This window comes from Pseudomonas sp. ok272 (assembly GCF_900109995.1).
Lineage (GTDB): Bacteria > Pseudomonadota > Gammaproteobacteria > Pseudomonadales > Pseudomonadaceae > Aquipseudomonas.
Genome location: NZ_FOCB01000001.1, coordinates 188,455 through 203,169, shown reverse-complemented (window position 1 = coordinate 203,169; position 14,715 = coordinate 188,455). Strand labels below are relative to the sequence as shown.

The window sequence follows — 14,715 nt, the reverse complement described above, 5'->3', positions numbered from 1 at the left end:
CATTCGCCAGAAGGTTCCCACAGATAACGAATCAGTTTCTGAGCGCGAGCAAATACGCCCCTCCGCCCTGCCACGCCGCTATCAATCGCGCGCCTCGCCCGGGCGCTCGCCGATCTCGCGCCATCCCCCGACCACACCCTGTAACAAGCCGTCGGCGCTGTAGAACGGCACCGTCCATTGATAGACGTCCCTGACACCACACTTGAAGAGCAACCGACGTTCGACAAAGCGCCCTTTGCGATGACTGAGCTGCTCCATGATTTCCCCGTGCAACAGCCTGGCCGTGTCGATGGGAAAGGTGTCGACTTCGGTCAAACGCTTGCCTTGCACCTGATCGAACCGGGTGGACAAGCGATCTTCATAGCTTTTGTTGCACTGGATCAATCGCCCCTCCAGATCCCTGACAAACACCGGGTCGGGCATGGCATTGATCAAGGTGGCCTGAAAGGCCAGTTGATCACTGAGCTGGCGCTCGACGTTGCGTTGCTGTTCGACTTGCCGTTTCAAGCGCCGTCCCCACAGCAGCGACAGCAGCGTAAACAGACTGGCAACGACCGCCCCCCAACACCCCCATAGGTACACGCGCTGCCACAGCGTGGGCGGCTTGCTCGGCAGCACACTCCCCAGCCACTTGAAGCGCATGGCCCGCAGCTCTGCCGCGGAAAACGCTTCAAGGGCTTTGTTGAGGATGCTCAGCAGGTGCGGCTGGCCCTTGCGCAGGGCGAGTTTGTCCGCTTCCCATTTGCCCTCGATACGCGAACCGATCAGCAGCCGACCGGCCGGGTACAGGTAGGCACCGGTTTCGTTTTCAATGGTGGCGTAGGCTTCACCGCTCTCTACCAGCGCGCGCGCCTCGGCGTAGGTTTTGACCGAACGCAGTTGGATCTGTGGATAGTCGGCCCGGATGCCGGTTTCCAGGGCATGCCGGGTGGGCAGTGCCAGTACCTTGCCAGAGAGATCCGCCAGCGAATGCACGGCTACCGCCCCACTGCGCCCAACGAACACCCAGCCTGACCCGCCAAAGGCATGGGTGAAGTCCAGGAACGTCTGGCGCTCTTCATTCGCGGCCAGGGTCGTGCTCATGTCGGCACGCCCGCTCTCCAGCAACCCGAGCAGGTGGTCGGTGGAGAACGACTCCTCATGCACGAACTCAATCCCCGTCATGCTAGAGATGCGCTGCAGGATGTCGTTATTCAGGCCATTCCACTGCCCCTGCTCGTCCTTGAACAGGTACAACGGATACTGCACCGACGCAACGATGACCCGGGGATGCTCGGCGATCCACGCACGCTCCTGGGCATCCAGCCCCAGAGACGCCGAGGCCACCTCCACCGCCCCATTCAGCGTGTTCAGTTGAGTCGCCGACACGCCGCGAGTCGATGCCAGGACCCCCAGCACAATCACCCAGCGCAAGGCTGGCTGCAACCGTAAGAAAAACCGCATAACCACTTCCTTGATGTTCACTCACCCATCCCTGAGGGGGGAATCCACGCCAAGTGTGCCACGCAAGAACAAGAAAGCCCGTCAGGAGACGGGCTTCAAGATGTGACGGATTTTGCCGGTCAGAGAGGCTTGCCGCGGTTGCCATGCTGGCTGACAAAGGCCTGCACGGCCTTCAGGTCATTTGGCAAAACCGTGCAGCGCTCATCTCGCTCGAACAAATCAGAAAGGTGCGCGGGTAGTTCAAGCGCTTTTCCTACGCCTGCCTTTTCCACTGCCTCAGGGAACTTGACCGGGTGGGCGGTCCCCAGGATCACCATCGGGGTATCCAGGCTGCGACGGCACTCGCGAGCGGCCTTGACGCCAATGGCGGTGTGCGGATCCAGCAACTCGCCGGTTTGCTCGTAGACCTCGGCGATGGTCTCGCAGGTCTGGGCATCATCCACGGCCAAGGAATCGAACAGCTTGCGCGCTTCGGTCCAGCGCTCCGCTTCGACGCTGAAACCGCCGCCTTGCTTGAAGCTGTCCATCAGGCCGGCGATGGCCGCGCCATTGCGACCGTGCAGGTCGAACAGCAGGCGCTCGAAGTTCGAGGAGACCATGATGTCCATCGACGGCGACAGGGTGGCGTGCAGGGTTTGCTTGACGTACTGATTGCCGCTCATGAAGCGGTGCAGGATGTCATTGCGGTTGGTGGCGACAATCAGTTGGCTGATCGGCAGGCCCATGTTGCGAGCCAGGTAGCCGGCGAAGATGTCGCCGAAGTTGCCGGTAGGCACCGAGAACGCCACCGAACGCGCCGGCCCGCCCAATTGCAGGGCGGCGTGGAAGTAGTAAACGATCTGAGCCATGATCCGCGCCCAGTTGATCGAGTTCACGGCCACCAGGCGGGTGCCCTTGAGGAAACCCTGGTCAGCGAAGCTGGCCTTGACCATTTCCTGGCAGTCATCGAAGTTGCCTTCGATCGCGATGTTGTGGATGTTGTCGCCAAACAGCGTGGTCATCTGCCGACGCTGCACTTCCGAGACCCGGTTGTGCGGGTGCAGGATGAAGATGTCGACGTTTTCGCAATGCTTGCAGCCTTCGATAGCGGCCGAGCCGGTATCACCGGAAGTGGCGCCGACAATCACCACGCGCTCGCCGCGCTTTTGCAGCACGTAGTCGAGCAGGCGGCCGAGCAGTTGCAGGGCGAAGTCCTTGAACGCCAGGGTCGGGCCATGGAACAGCTCCAGCACCCATTCGTTGCCGTTCAACTGTCGCAGTGGGGCCACGGCGCTGTGGGAGAACGCACCGTAGGTGGCTTCGAGGATTTTCTTGAAGTCGGCGTCCGGGATGCTGCCGGCGACGAACGGGCGCATCACCCGGAAGGCCAGCTCGTGGTACGGCAGGCCGGCCCAGGAGGCGATTTCTTCCTGGGTGAAGCGTGGCAGGTTTTCCGGCACATACAGGCCGCCGTCGCTGGCCAGGCCAGCCAACAGGACATCTTCAAAATTCAGGGCCGGTGCCTGGCCGCGGGTACTGATATAACGCATGACTGGCTCCAATAGACAGAGTTCGCAAACCCGGGCCCGCGCGGGCCCGGTGAACAAATCGGCTTAGTTCAGGTGCTCGACGCGGATCCGCACGACCGGCCCGTCCACGCCTTGCAGCGCTTCGAGGGCCGTGATCGCATCGTTCATGCGCTGTTCCAGCACACGGTGCGTCAACAGGATCATCGGCACCAGGCCATCATGTTCTTCGACTTCTTTTTGCATGATCGATTCGATGTTGATCCCGCGCTCCGACAGGATGCTCGCCACCTGGGCCAACACGCCGGGATGATCCTTGGCCTGGATGCGCAGGTAGTAGGCACTTTCGCACGCATCGATCGGCAGGATCGGGTGAGCCGACAGCGAGTCCGGCTGGAAGGCCAGGTGCGGCACCCGGTTTTCCGGATCGCTGGTCATCGCGCGGACCACGTCCACCAGGTCGGCGATCACCGACGAAGCGGTTGGCTCCATGCCGGCACCGGCACCGTAGAACAAGGTCGAGCCCGCGGCATCACCGTTGACCATCACCGCGTTCATCACGCCGTTGACATTGGCGATCAGGCGATCGGCCGGAATCAAAGTCGGGTGCACGCGCAACTCGATGCCGCTTTCGGTGCTGCGCGCGACGCCCAGGTGCTTGATGCGGTAACCCAGGGCTTCGGCGTAGTTCACGTCAGCGGTGGTCAGCTTGGTGATGCCTTCGGTGTAGGCCTTGTCGAACTGCAGCGGGATACCGAAGGCGATGGAGGCCAGGATTGTCAGCTTGTGGGCCGCATCGATGCCTTCGACGTCGAAGGTCGGATCGGCTTCGGCGTAACCCAGGGCCTGGGCTTCGGCCAGCACGTCTTCGAAGGTACGACCCTTCTCGCGCATCTCGGTGAGGATGAAGTTACCGGTGCCGTTGATGATGCCCGCGACCCAGTTGATCCGGTTGGCCGACAGGCCTTCACGAATCGCCTTGATCACCGGGATGCCACCCGCCACCGCCGCTTCGAACGCCACGATCACGCCCTTCTCGCGGGCCTTGGCGAAGATTTCGTTACCGTGTACCGCGATCAGCGCCTTGTTGGCGGTGACCACGTGTTTTCCGTTCTCGATCGCTTTGAGTACCAGCTCGCGGGCAACGGTGTAGCCGCCCACCAACTCTATGACGATGTCGATCTCAGGGTTCGTGGCCACATCGAAGACATCGTTGGTAATCGCAATACCGGTCGTCTGGAACTGAGGCTTTGGCGTGCGCGTGGCAATTTGTGCCACTTCGATTCCACGCCCGGCACGACGAGCAATTTCCTCGGCGTTGCGCTGAAGTACGTTGAAGGTACCGCCACCGACGGTCCCTAACCCACAGATGCCTACTTTGACCGGTTTCACTGTGAACTCCCCATGAAACGGCCGACTCAAGGTCGGCCGTGAAAACAACCGCACACGCGGCTCTCTATTAATGGAGCGCCGACGGCTGTCGTCGCTCCATGATCGTCAAAGGCTTACCGTGACGACGCAGGATTATTTCGCACCCAGGGCCAGTTTGGCCACTTGTGGTGCTGGCTGGTAGCCAGGAATCACTTGGCCATCGGCCAACACGATGGCTGGCGTGCCGTTCACGCCAATGGACTGGCCCAGGGCGAACTGCTTGGCAACCGGGTTGACGCACTTGGCGGCCTTGATTTCCTTGCCATCGACCATCTTGTCCATGGCGGCTTTCTTGTCGCTCGAACACCACACGGCCTGCAACTGCTCGTCACCCGGCGAGCCAAGGCCCTGGCGCGGGAACGCAACATAACGCACTTCGATGCCCATCTTGTTCAAGGCCGGCACTTCGGCGTGCAACTTGTGGCAGTACGGGCAGGTGGTGTCGGTGAATACGGTGATGTGGGTCTTGGTCTCGCCAATGGCCGGGTAGACCACGGTTTCAGCCACCGGAATCCCGTTGATCAACTTGGAGATCCCCACGCGCTCGGCTTTCTCGGTCAAGTTGACGGGCTGGCCATCCTTGAGCTGGAACAGATAGCCCTGGACGATGTACTGGCCGTCGGCACTGGCGTACAACACGCGACTGCCCTTGAGCTTGACTTCGTAAAGGCCGCTCAACGGACTGGCGCTGATCGATTCGATCGGGGTGTCGAGCTGGAGCGTATCCAAGCTCTTACGAATGGCTTTATCAGCCGCATCATCGGCGACGGCAAAGGTGCTGACCAACGCGATAGCGGCGGCGGCGAAAATTTGGGTCAGACGCATGAGATCTCCTGAAGACAGACAAATGGCTCAGCTAGAACACCCGTGCCGAAACACCGGGTCATAACTGCCCACCGTACAAACCGGCAAAGCCTACCACATAAGGCTTGCGTGGCCGACTCCCGGTGATACGAGGGGCCAGTCCTTTGTGGGAGCGAGGTGTCTCCACAAAAAATAGGCCGCTGCCAGGGCACCTTCGCCGGCAAGCCGGTCTCGCTCCCTGGTCCACGGCGAACACACATCCCGTGCCAGGCCCGGATTTGTGTGGTGGGCCTGCCCGCGAAGGCGGTATGTCTGGCGACATCGATGCTGAATGGGCTGGCCTCTTCGCGGGCAAGCCTCGCTCCAAGGACTTGAGCTGCTCCCCGGATGTGTGTTCGCCGTGGACCAGGATGGGGCTCGCCCGCGAAGAGGCCGGCACAGCCAGCATCTCCGTTGACTGACCCACCGCTTTCGCGAGCGGGCTCGCTCCCACGGGGATCCGTGTCGAGCGCAGGATTTGCATTCGCTGAGGACCCGCGTGGGAGCGAGCCCGCTCGCGAAGGCGCTGTATCAGTCGGCATCTCAGTCAACTGTCAGGCCGCCTTCGCCGGCAAGCCGGTCTTGCGCCCACCGTTTGAATCGATCAGCCCCGCGGATGATGCTTGGCATGCAAGTCCTGCAAACGCGCCCGGGCCACATGGGTATAGATTTGAGTGGTAGACAAATCGCTGTGCCCCAGCAGCATCTGCACCACCCGCAAATCAGCGCCATGGTTCAACAAGTGGGTCGCAAACGCATGACGCAACGTGTGGGGCGACAGTGACTTGCCAATCCCGGCGACCTTGGCCTGGTGCTTGATCCGATGCCAGAACGTCTGACGGGTCATCTGCTCGCCGCGCAGACTGGGGAACAGCACATCGCTGGGCCGTCCGCCCAGCAGCTCGCCACGGGCATCGCGCATATAACGCTCGATCCACACAATCGCCTCCTCGCCCATCGGCACCAGGCGCTCCTTGCTGCCCTTGCCCATCACCCGCAGCACGCCCTGGCGCAAGTTGACCTGCTCCAGGGTCAGGCTGATCAACTCGGTCACCCGTAGGCCACAGGCATACAGCACTTCGAGCATGGCGCGGTCTCGCTGGCCGATGGCCTCGCTCAGGTCCGGCGCTTTGAGCAGCGCCTCCACATCCGCTTCCGACAACGACTTAGGCAATGGCCTGCCCAACTGTGGCATGTCAACCCGCAGGGTCGGGTCCACGGCGATCAGCTTTTCACGCAATAGATAGCGATAGAAACCACGCACACCGGAAAGAAACCGCGCGGTGGAACGCGGCTTGTAGTTTTGCTCCAGACGCCAGGCCAGGTGATCCAGGATCAGCTCGCGACCGGCATTGGCCAAGTCCAGTCCCTTGTCCACAAGCCAGCCGTTGAACAGCGCCAGGTCACTGCGGTAGGCACCTCGGGTGTTGTCGGAGAGACCTTTTTCCAGCCACAAGGCGTCGAGAAACTGGTCTATCAAGGGGTGATCGATGGCAGGCATGGGCACTCAGACTCGCGGCCCAGGGGCTACGCGAAAAAAAAGGATGAACGGCAAGAATGGCCGCTAGTCTTTCATAGCCAGCCATTTCAAGGAACAGGGTGCATCAATGAACGAGCAGCAAATCCTCCTGGCCTTCGGTGGCGTCGGTCTCGCAGCACTGGCCTGCCAATGGCTGGCCTGGCGCCTGAAACTACCGGCCATTTTGTTCCTGTTGATCACCGGCATCCTGGTCGGGCCGGTCATGGGCTGGTTCGATCCGCAAACGATGTTCGGCCCACTGCTGATGCCCCTGGTTTCACTGGCCGTGGCGCTGATCCTGTTCGAGGGCAGCCTGACCTTGCACCTGTCGGAGTGGCGCGAGATCGGCAGTGTCGTGCATCGCCTGGTGACCATTGGTGCCCTGGCAACCTGGGTGGTGATCGCCGTGGCCACCCATTGGCTGCTGGACTTCGACTGGCAGCTGGCGATCCTGTTCGGCAGCCTGACCCTGGTCACCGGCCCCACCGTGATCGTCCCCATGCTGCGCGTGGTTCGCCCCAACGCCTCGATCGCCAACATCCTGCGCTGGGAAGGCATCGTCATTGACCCCATCGGTGCACTGCTCGCCGTGGTGGTCTACAGCTTCATCATCGCCAGCGCCGAGGGTCACGGGCTCAAGCACAGCCTGTTGACCTTCGGCGGGGTCATCCTGTGCGGCAGCCTGTTCGGCATCCTCGGAGGCTGGGCGCTGGGTGTTCTGATCCGCCGCCAATGGTTGCCGGAGTACCTGCACAACCTGGCCTCGCTGGCCGCCGTGCTGGGCATCTTTATCGCGGCCAACCAAACGATGCATGAGTCCGGCTTGCTGGCGGTCACCCTGATGGGCATGTGGCTGGCCAATATGAAAGGTGTGGATGTGCGGCACATCCTGCACTTCAAGGAAAACCTCAGCGTCCTGTTGATCTCCGGGCTGTTCATCCTGCTGGCGGCGCGCCTGGACCTGGACGCCATGATTGGCCTGGGCCCCTACGTACTCTTGTTGCTGCTGGTGATTCAGTTCATCGCCCGGCCGTTGAATGTCATGTTGTCGACCCTGGGCTCGAACCTGAACTGGCGTGAGCGCGCACTGCTGTCCTGGATTGCCCCCAGAGGGATTGTCGCGGCTGCGGTGTCGGCGATCTTTGCCATCCGCCTGCACGAAGCCGGCCATGCCGGTGCCCTGCTGCTGGTGCCCCTGACCTTTGCGGTGATCATCGGCACGGTGGTGCTGCAAAGCGCCACCGCCCGCCCATTGGCGCGCTTGTTGAAGGTGGCAGAACCGGCGCCCAGCGGCTTTCTGATCGTCGGCGCCAACGGCCCGGCACGCACCCTTGGCAAATCGCTGCAACAACTTGGCAGCCGCGTGCTGCTGACCGATTCAAGCTGGGAGAACATTCGGGCGGCGCGCATGGAAGGCCTGCCGACCTACTTCGGCAACCCGGCCTCGCAGCACGCCGACGCCCACCTGGACCTGGTCGGCTTCGGGCACCTGTTGGCGCTGTCACCTTCGGGCGAGTTGAACACCCTGGCGTCCATGCGCTTTCGTCACGACTTTGGCCATAAACGGATATTTTCACTGGCCAGCGGCCAGGAAAGCCGGCGCACCGACAAGCACCGGGCCAGCGACGAGTACCGTGGGCAATTGCTGGGCAGCCAACCGCTGACATACACCAAACTCGCCAGCCTCCTGGGCCAAGGAGCGGAGTTGTACACCACCCACCTGACCGACGGCTTTGGCTGGGACGATTACCAAGCGCTGCACGGCGAGCGTGCTACCTTGCTGTTTGCCCGCGACACCAGCGGCTGGGTGCACGTGCTGACACCTGAACGCCTGCTCAAGCCCTCGCCAGGCTGGACGCTGGTGGCACTGATCCAGCCCGAAGCCCAGGCGGATTGAAGCCCCGTACGGCAAAGGGACGAGGACAAATCGCAGGCACAAAAAAGCAGCCCGAAGGCTGCTTTTTTCTGCATCGGAAGCTGGACTTAAGCCAGTTTTTCCTTGATGCGAGCTGCTTTACCCGACAGGTCACGCAGGTAGTACAGCTTGGCTTTACGTACGTCACCGCGACGCTTGACAGCCATGCTGTCGATTTGCGGGCTGTAGGTCTGGAAAGTACGCTCTACGCCAACACCGTTGGAGATTTTACGAACGGTGAATGCACTGTTAACGCCGCGGTTACGCTTGGCGATTACAACGCCTTCGAACGCTTGCAGACGCGAACGGTCGCCTTCCTTCACTTTCACCTGAACGACAATGGTGTCGCCCGGGGCAAAGGTAGGGATCTCTTTGGTCATCTGCTCTGCTTCGAGTGCAAGGATGATTTTGTTAGTCATGCTGTGCTCCTAAGGCAAGTCATCGGACTTACCATCGATACGTTGTTAACTATCGTCCCGCTCGCGGATGTATTCCTCGAGCAGCTTCTTCTCTTCTCCAGAAAGCGAGCGGCTTTCCAGAAGATCGGCGCGTCGTTCAAAGGTCCTACCAAGGGACTGCTGTAAACGCCAACGCCGGATGTGCGCGTGATTGCCACTAAGCAACACGTCGGGAACACGCTGATCCACATACACCTCCGGTCGGGTGTAATGCGGGCAATCCAGCAGACCATCCGTAAAGGAATCTTCCTCGGCGGAGTCTGCATGCCCTAAAGCTCCAGGCAGCAGTCGTGTAACCGCGTCAATCAGGACCATCGCCGGCAGCTCGCCGCCAGACAATACATAGTCACCAATCGACCACTCTTCATCGACATGAGCTTCAATAAAACGCTCGTCAATGCCTTCATAGCGGCCGGCAATCAGGATTAATGCTTCCTCATTCGCCAACTCGCGTACCGCCGACTGATTCAGTTGACGGCCTTGGGGCGACAGGTAAATGACCTTCGCCGCCTCCCCGGCTGCTGCCTTGGCCTGAACCAGAGCATCTTCCAGGGGCTTGATCTTCATCACCATGCCCGGGCCACCGCCAAACGGGCGGTCGTCCACAGTGTGATGTCGATCCGTCGTGTAGTCTCGCGGATTCCAACAGGTGAGCTGCAAGAGCCCCTGTTTCACCGCCCGACTGGTGATGCCGTACTCGCTGATGGCGGAGAACATCTCGGGAAACAAACTGATCACTTCTACGCGCAAGTTAGCCACGCTTAGAAGTCCGCATCCCATTCCACCTTCATCTCGCCTGCGGCCAGGTCGACGGCCAACACGCATTGCTCCGTATAGGGCAACAAGCGTTCGCGATCATCCAGGCTGCCAGCGCAAGGCTTGACCACCATTACATCATTGGCGCCGGTTTCCAGAAGATGATCGATCTTCCCGAGCAATTGCCCGAGTTGGTCAATGACCTTCAGACCTTCGAGCTGGTACCAGTAGTACTCGCCGTCGGTCAGTTCAGGGAACAGGTTGCGCGGCACGCAGATCTCATAACCGGCCAGAAGACGCGCTTCTTCACGATCATCAAGACCCTTGAGCTTTGCGACCAGGAACTTGTCGTTCCCACGTCCGCTGACCAGCTCAACTTGCTTGACGCTGCCTTCGCGCTTGAGCGTCCAGGTTTTGTACTGCAAGAGGTTTTCTGTCGGATCAGTAAAGGAATACACCTTCACTTCGCCGCGAACGCCATGAACAGAATAAATTTTGCCGATAACGATCAAATCATCAGCAACAGCAGGCGTCGCGTTCATATTGCTCAGGCCGCAGCCTTAGCAGCGTCCTTCAGCAACTGAGCAACACGCTCAGAAGGTTGTGCACCAACGCTCAGCCAGTAGGCTACGCGCTCTTGGTTCACGGACAGACGGACTTCTTGACCACGAGCAACAGGGTTGAAGAAACCAACCTGTTCCTTGTGCGAACCGTCGCGCGGGTTGCGGCTGTCGGTTACGGTCAAGTGGTAGAACGGGCGCTTTTTGGAGCCGCCAAGGGCAAGACGGATTGTTAGCATGTGAACATAGTTCCTGTAGTCGGTGCTGCAAATCTAAATGCACAGCGGGCATAGGTGCCCGAAAGGCCGCATATTCTAAGGAATATCCGGACTTTTGCAAATGTCTTTTTCCGGCGCCTATCGGCGTGCCATCCAGATTTGCCATAGAGCCGTCGGTAAAAACGGCCAGTCAGCTCCCGCCAAGTGCGGGTTTGCTGGAAGTCCCACGTCCGTGTGGGTCAGCACAGGGCGAGCCCCGTGCGAATTCTTTACATCTTGGGCATGCCGCCGCCGGGCAACATACCGCCCATGCCGCGCATCATTTTGGCCATCCCGCCCTTGGCGGAGAATTTCTTCATCATCTTCTGCATCTGCTTGTGTTGCTTGATCAAGCGACCGATGTCCTGCACCTGGGTGCCCGAACCCATGGCGATCCGACGCTTGCGCGAACCGCTGATCAGCTCGGGGTCGCGGCGCTCGGCCGGGGTCATGGAGTTGATGATGGCTTCCATCTGCTTGAATTGCTTCTCTGCCGCGCCCTGGGCGTTGCCCATTTGCGCCAGGTTCACACCGCCCATGTTCGGCAGCTTGTCCATGAGACCGCCAAGGCCGCCCATGTTCTTCATTTGTTGCAACTGATCGCGGAAGTCTTCGAGGTCGAAGCCCTTGCCCTTCTTCAGTTTCTTGGCCAGTTTTTCGGCCTTGTCCTTGTCGAGGGTGGCTTCGGCTTGCTCGATCAGGCTGAGCACGTCGCCCATGCCGAGGATGCGCGAAGCGATCCGCTCGGGGTGGAACGGCTCAAGCGCCTCGGTCTTCTCGCCCATACCGATGAACTTGATCGGCTTGCCGGTGATGGCACGCACCGACAGCGCGGCACCACCACGGGCATCGCCGTCGACCTTGGTCAGGATCACGCCGGTCAGCGGCAAGGCTTCGCCAAACGCCTTGGCGGTGTTGGCGGCGTCCTGGCCGGTCATGGCATCGACCACGAACAGCGTCTCGACCGGGTTGATCGCGGCGTGCAGGGCCTTGATCTCGCCCATCATCTCTTCGTCGATGTGCAGGCGACCGGCGGTATCGACAATCACCACGTCGATGAACTTCAACCGGGCTTCTTTAATAGCCGCCTCAGCGATGTCCACCGGTTTCTGGCTCAGGTCGGACGGAAAAAACGTCACGCCGATGTCGTTGGCCAGGGTTTCCAACTGCTTAATAGCCGCCGGACGGTACACGTCCGCCGATACCACCATCACCGACTTCTTCTTGCGCTCCTTAAGGAAGCGCGCCAGCTTGCCGGCGGTCGTGGTTTTACCCGCGCCCTGCAGGCCAGCCATCAAGATCACGGCCGGCGGCACGGCGCTCAGGTTCAAATCTTCGTTGGCCGCGCCCATCAGGCTTTCGAGTTCGGCCTGGACGATCTTCACAAAGGCCTGGCCCGGCGTGAGGCTACGCGACACCTCGGTGCCGACGGCGCGCTCCTTGACCGAGTTGACGAAGTCCTTGACCACCGGCAGGGCGACGTCGGCTTCCAGCAACGCCATGCGCACTTCACGCAAGGTGTCTTTGATGTTGTCTTCGGTCAGCTTGGCCTTGCCGGTGACATGGCGCAGCGTCTGCGAGAGACGGTCGGTTAAGTTTTCAAACATGCGCGATCCTTTCAGGCCCTATGGAGACCGAGGTAATGGCGGCCCAGACCGTGAAAAACATGTGCTCGGCGAGCCTGCGGCGTGGGCAGGTCGCGGATTATAGCGAAGACTGCGTCTGGCGCACACCCGCCATCCGGTTGTGTGGTCTTTCATGCGACAACGGTTGTATGCCAAACTCATTCCCTTTCGGGCTTGCCTAACAGGATTTATGCTCCCCTTGTCACCCAGTTTGCTCACGACCCTCGCCGCCGCCTGCCTATACGCCGCTGCGACCCTCTATCAAGGCTCTCGCCTGGCCACTGGTGCCAAGGCGAACAAACGCCTGCTGGTCTGGCTCGGCATTCTCGCCGTGCTCGCCCACGGCGCCAGCCTGTTCACCCACCTGGTGACGCCGATTGGCCTGGGACTGGACTTTTTCAGTGCCGCCAGCCTGATCGCCGCTGCCGTGATCGCCCTGACGCTGCTGGCCTGCTCGCGCATTCCCGTGGAAAACCTGCTGTTGCTGCTGTTCCCCCTAGGCGTCGCGACGGTGTTGATGGCGCAATTCGCGCCGTCGGGCACGGTGCAGGTGATTGACGAGGAACCAGGCATACTCGCGCACATCCTGCTGTCGATCCTGGCCTACGGGATGTTCACCATTGCCGTGTTCCAGGCGCTGTTGCTGCTGGTGCAAGACCACCAACTCAAGCACAAGCACCCGTGGGGGCTGATCAAAAACTTCCCGCCCCTGCAAACCATGGAAAGCCTGCTGTTCGGTTTCCTGTGGGCCGGCTGGAGCCTGTTGTCACTGTCGCTGATCTCCGGCTGGCTGTTCGTCGAGAACCTGTTCGCCCAGCACCTGGTGCACAAGACCCTGCTGGCGTGCCTGGCCTGGATCGTGTTCAGCGTGCTGCTCTGGGGTCGCAATCACCTGGGCTGGCGTGGCCACAAGGCCATTCGCTGGACCCTCGGCGGCTTCTGCCTGCTGATGCTGGCCTACTTCGGCAGCAAGCTGGTTCGCGAATTCATCCTGCACATCTGACGAGCCTTCGTAATGGACAACCTGCCCATTGGACCCATGCTCGCCGTGCTGGCCCTGCTGACTCTCTGGTCAGGCCTGTTTACTGCCATCGAAGCCGCGCAACAGTTGCTGCAGAGCCAGCGCCCAGCCTCGCGCAAGGGCGACAAGCCGCCCTTGCGCCTGAGCTTCCCACTCAACAGCCTGATCCTGTGCAACACCCTGTGCCGCTCGCTGGTGGTGGTCATCAGCACCGTGCTGGCGATATTCGGCTGGGGCCATAACGGCCCATGGCTGGCCTGCCTGGGGGCGACCGTGGCGCTGTTGATGTTCGCCGACTACCTGCCGCGCGCACTCGCCAACCGCTATCCCGAAACGATCCTGACACTGGGCAACACCCTGCTCGGCGTGCCGTTGAAACTGCTCTCCCCGCTCGCTTGGCTGCTCGACGCCGGCAGCCGCCTGCTGCTCAAGCCCTTCGCACGCAAGCCCAAGGTTGTGCAGCAAAGCGAAGACGAAGCGCCCCAGGACCGAACCGAGCATGAGCACGCGGTGTGCCGCCCGCATGTGCTGAGCGGCATCCACGCCCTGGACAACATCACCGTCAACGACATCCTGGTACCGCGCAGCGAAGTCGACGGGATCAACCTCGACGAGCCGATCGCAGCCATCATCGAACAGCTGCGCGCCAACCGCCGCACGCGCCTGCCGGTGTTCCACAGTGATATCAACCAGGTCGAAGCCGTGCTCAACACCCGGCAGATCCTGCACTTGCTGCCCGATGCCAGCCTGACCAAAGAAGCCCTGCTGGCAGCCTGCCACGAACCGTACTTCGTGCCGGAAAGCACCCCACTGCAACTGCAACTGCTGAACTTCCACAAGCAGCAGCGGCGCCTGGGCATGGTGGTGGACGAATACGGCGAAGTGCAGGGCATCGTCACCCTGGAAGACATCCTCGAAGAGATCGTCGGCGAGTTCGAAAGCCAGCACAGCCTCACGAACCCCCATGTGCATCCCCTGGCCGACGGCCGGCTGGTGATCGATGGCGCGGCCTCCATTCGCGAGCTGAACAAGAGCCTGGGCTGGCACCTGCCCAGCGACGGCCCGAAAACCCTCAATGGCCTGGTGACCGAAGCGCTGGAAACCATTCCCGACTGCCCGGTGTGCCTGAGAATTGGCCGTTATCGCCTGGAAATCCTTGCCACCGAAGACAACCGTGTCAGCCGCGTGCTGATCTGGCACACCTCGTCGGTGCCAACGGCGCGCTAAGCCCCTTGTTCAATCGTTAGCCTCCTTCCTATAATCGAGCCGCTTACCCAAGCCCCGCCGCCGGCCGTGCTACCCGCACTCAACCCGGCGCGCCAGACTATCGGCAAGATCCGTAACACACCGGCGACCGCTCCTACCTTGAGCCTGTGCCGCGC

Annotated in this window: 13 protein-coding genes; 3 read left to right on the top strand and 10 right to left on the bottom strand. The window is 61.1% G+C overall.

Translation table 11 applies throughout. From position 1 onward, the window contains the following. Positions 1–81: 81 nt before the first annotated feature. The 5 genes from BMW74_RS00955 to xerD all read right to left on the bottom strand — a co-directional run bounded on the left by BMW74_RS00955 (position 82) and on the right by xerD (position 6,723). Positions 82–1,443, bottom strand: coding sequence for a transporter substrate-binding domain-containing protein (locus BMW74_RS00955; RefSeq protein WP_093412249.1), 1,362 nt, complete (start codon positions 1,441–1,443; stop codon positions 82–84). Between the two features lie 119 nt (positions 1,444–1,562). Continuing rightward, on the bottom strand, positions 1,563–2,972 hold the full coding sequence (gene thrC, locus BMW74_RS00950) for a threonine synthase (protein WP_093412246.1): 1,410 nt from the start codon (positions 2,970–2,972) through the stop codon (positions 1,563–1,565). 63 nt (positions 2,973–3,035) lie between these two features. Continuing rightward, positions 3,036–4,340 (bottom strand): homoserine dehydrogenase, encoded by a 1,305-nt coding sequence (locus BMW74_RS00945; protein ID WP_093412244.1) that lies wholly within the window; start codon positions 4,338–4,340, stop codon positions 3,036–3,038. 132 nt (positions 4,341–4,472) lie between these two features. Further along, positions 4,473–5,204: a DsbC family protein gene (locus BMW74_RS00940; protein WP_093412241.1), complete on the bottom strand. Its 732-nt coding sequence runs from the start codon at positions 5,202–5,204 to the stop codon at positions 4,473–4,475. Between the two features lie 622 nt (positions 5,205–5,826). After that, a complete protein-coding gene (xerD, locus tag BMW74_RS00935; RefSeq protein ID WP_093412238.1) occupies positions 5,827–6,723 on the bottom strand; it encodes a site-specific tyrosine recombinase XerD in 897 nt (298 codons plus the stop codon). A 106-nt stretch (positions 6,724–6,829) separates the two neighbouring features. On the opposite strand from xerD, the gene BMW74_RS00930 reads away from it, so the two are divergent. After that, positions 6,830–8,638, top strand: a complete 1,809-nt coding sequence (locus BMW74_RS00930; RefSeq protein ID WP_093412235.1) for a cation:proton antiporter — start codon at positions 6,830–6,832, stop codon at positions 8,636–8,638. Between the two features lie 86 nt (positions 8,639–8,724). Here the strand turns inward: BMW74_RS00930 and rplS are convergent, their stop codons facing one another. From rplS to ffh, 5 genes are all read right to left on the bottom strand, one after another. Further along, positions 8,725–9,075: a 50S ribosomal protein L19 gene (gene rplS, locus BMW74_RS00925; RefSeq protein ID WP_003175895.1), complete on the bottom strand. Its 351-nt coding sequence runs from the start codon at positions 9,073–9,075 to the stop codon at positions 8,725–8,727. A gap of 45 nt (positions 9,076–9,120) precedes the next feature. Further along, on the bottom strand, positions 9,121–9,894 hold the full coding sequence (gene trmD, locus BMW74_RS00920; protein WP_175479133.1) for a tRNA (guanosine(37)-N1)-methyltransferase TrmD: 774 nt from the start codon (positions 9,892–9,894) through the stop codon (positions 9,121–9,123). Then, on the bottom strand, positions 9,876–10,412 hold the full coding sequence (gene rimM / locus BMW74_RS00915) for a ribosome maturation factor RimM (RefSeq protein WP_010565276.1): 537 nt from the start codon (positions 10,410–10,412) through the stop codon (positions 9,876–9,878). The genes trmD and rimM overlap by 19 nt, the downstream gene beginning before the upstream one ends. A 5-nt stretch (positions 10,413–10,417) precedes the next feature. Continuing rightward, positions 10,418–10,669 carry a 30S ribosomal protein S16 gene (rpsP, locus tag BMW74_RS00910; protein WP_007944872.1) on the bottom strand — a complete coding sequence of 84 codons (252 nt, stop codon included), beginning with the start codon at positions 10,667–10,669 and terminating at the stop codon, positions 10,418–10,420. A 248-nt stretch (positions 10,670–10,917) separates the two neighbouring features. Then, the gene (gene ffh / locus BMW74_RS00905) at positions 10,918–12,294 is read right to left on the bottom strand and encodes a signal recognition particle protein (RefSeq protein WP_093412232.1); all 1,377 of its coding nucleotides are present in this window, start codon (positions 12,292–12,294) and stop codon (positions 10,918–10,920) included. A gap of 208 nt (positions 12,295–12,502) precedes the next feature. On the opposite strand from ffh, the gene BMW74_RS00900 reads away from it, so the two are divergent. After that, the gene (locus BMW74_RS00900) at positions 12,503–13,315 is read left to right on the top strand and encodes a cytochrome C assembly family protein (protein WP_093412229.1); all 813 of its coding nucleotides are present in this window, start codon (positions 12,503–12,505) and stop codon (positions 13,313–13,315) included. A 12-nt stretch (positions 13,316–13,327) separates the two neighbouring features. After that, positions 13,328–14,560, top strand: a complete 1,233-nt coding sequence (locus BMW74_RS00895; RefSeq protein WP_093412227.1) for a transporter associated domain-containing protein — start codon at positions 13,328–13,330, stop codon at positions 14,558–14,560. Positions 14,561–14,715: the final 155 nt, after the last annotated feature.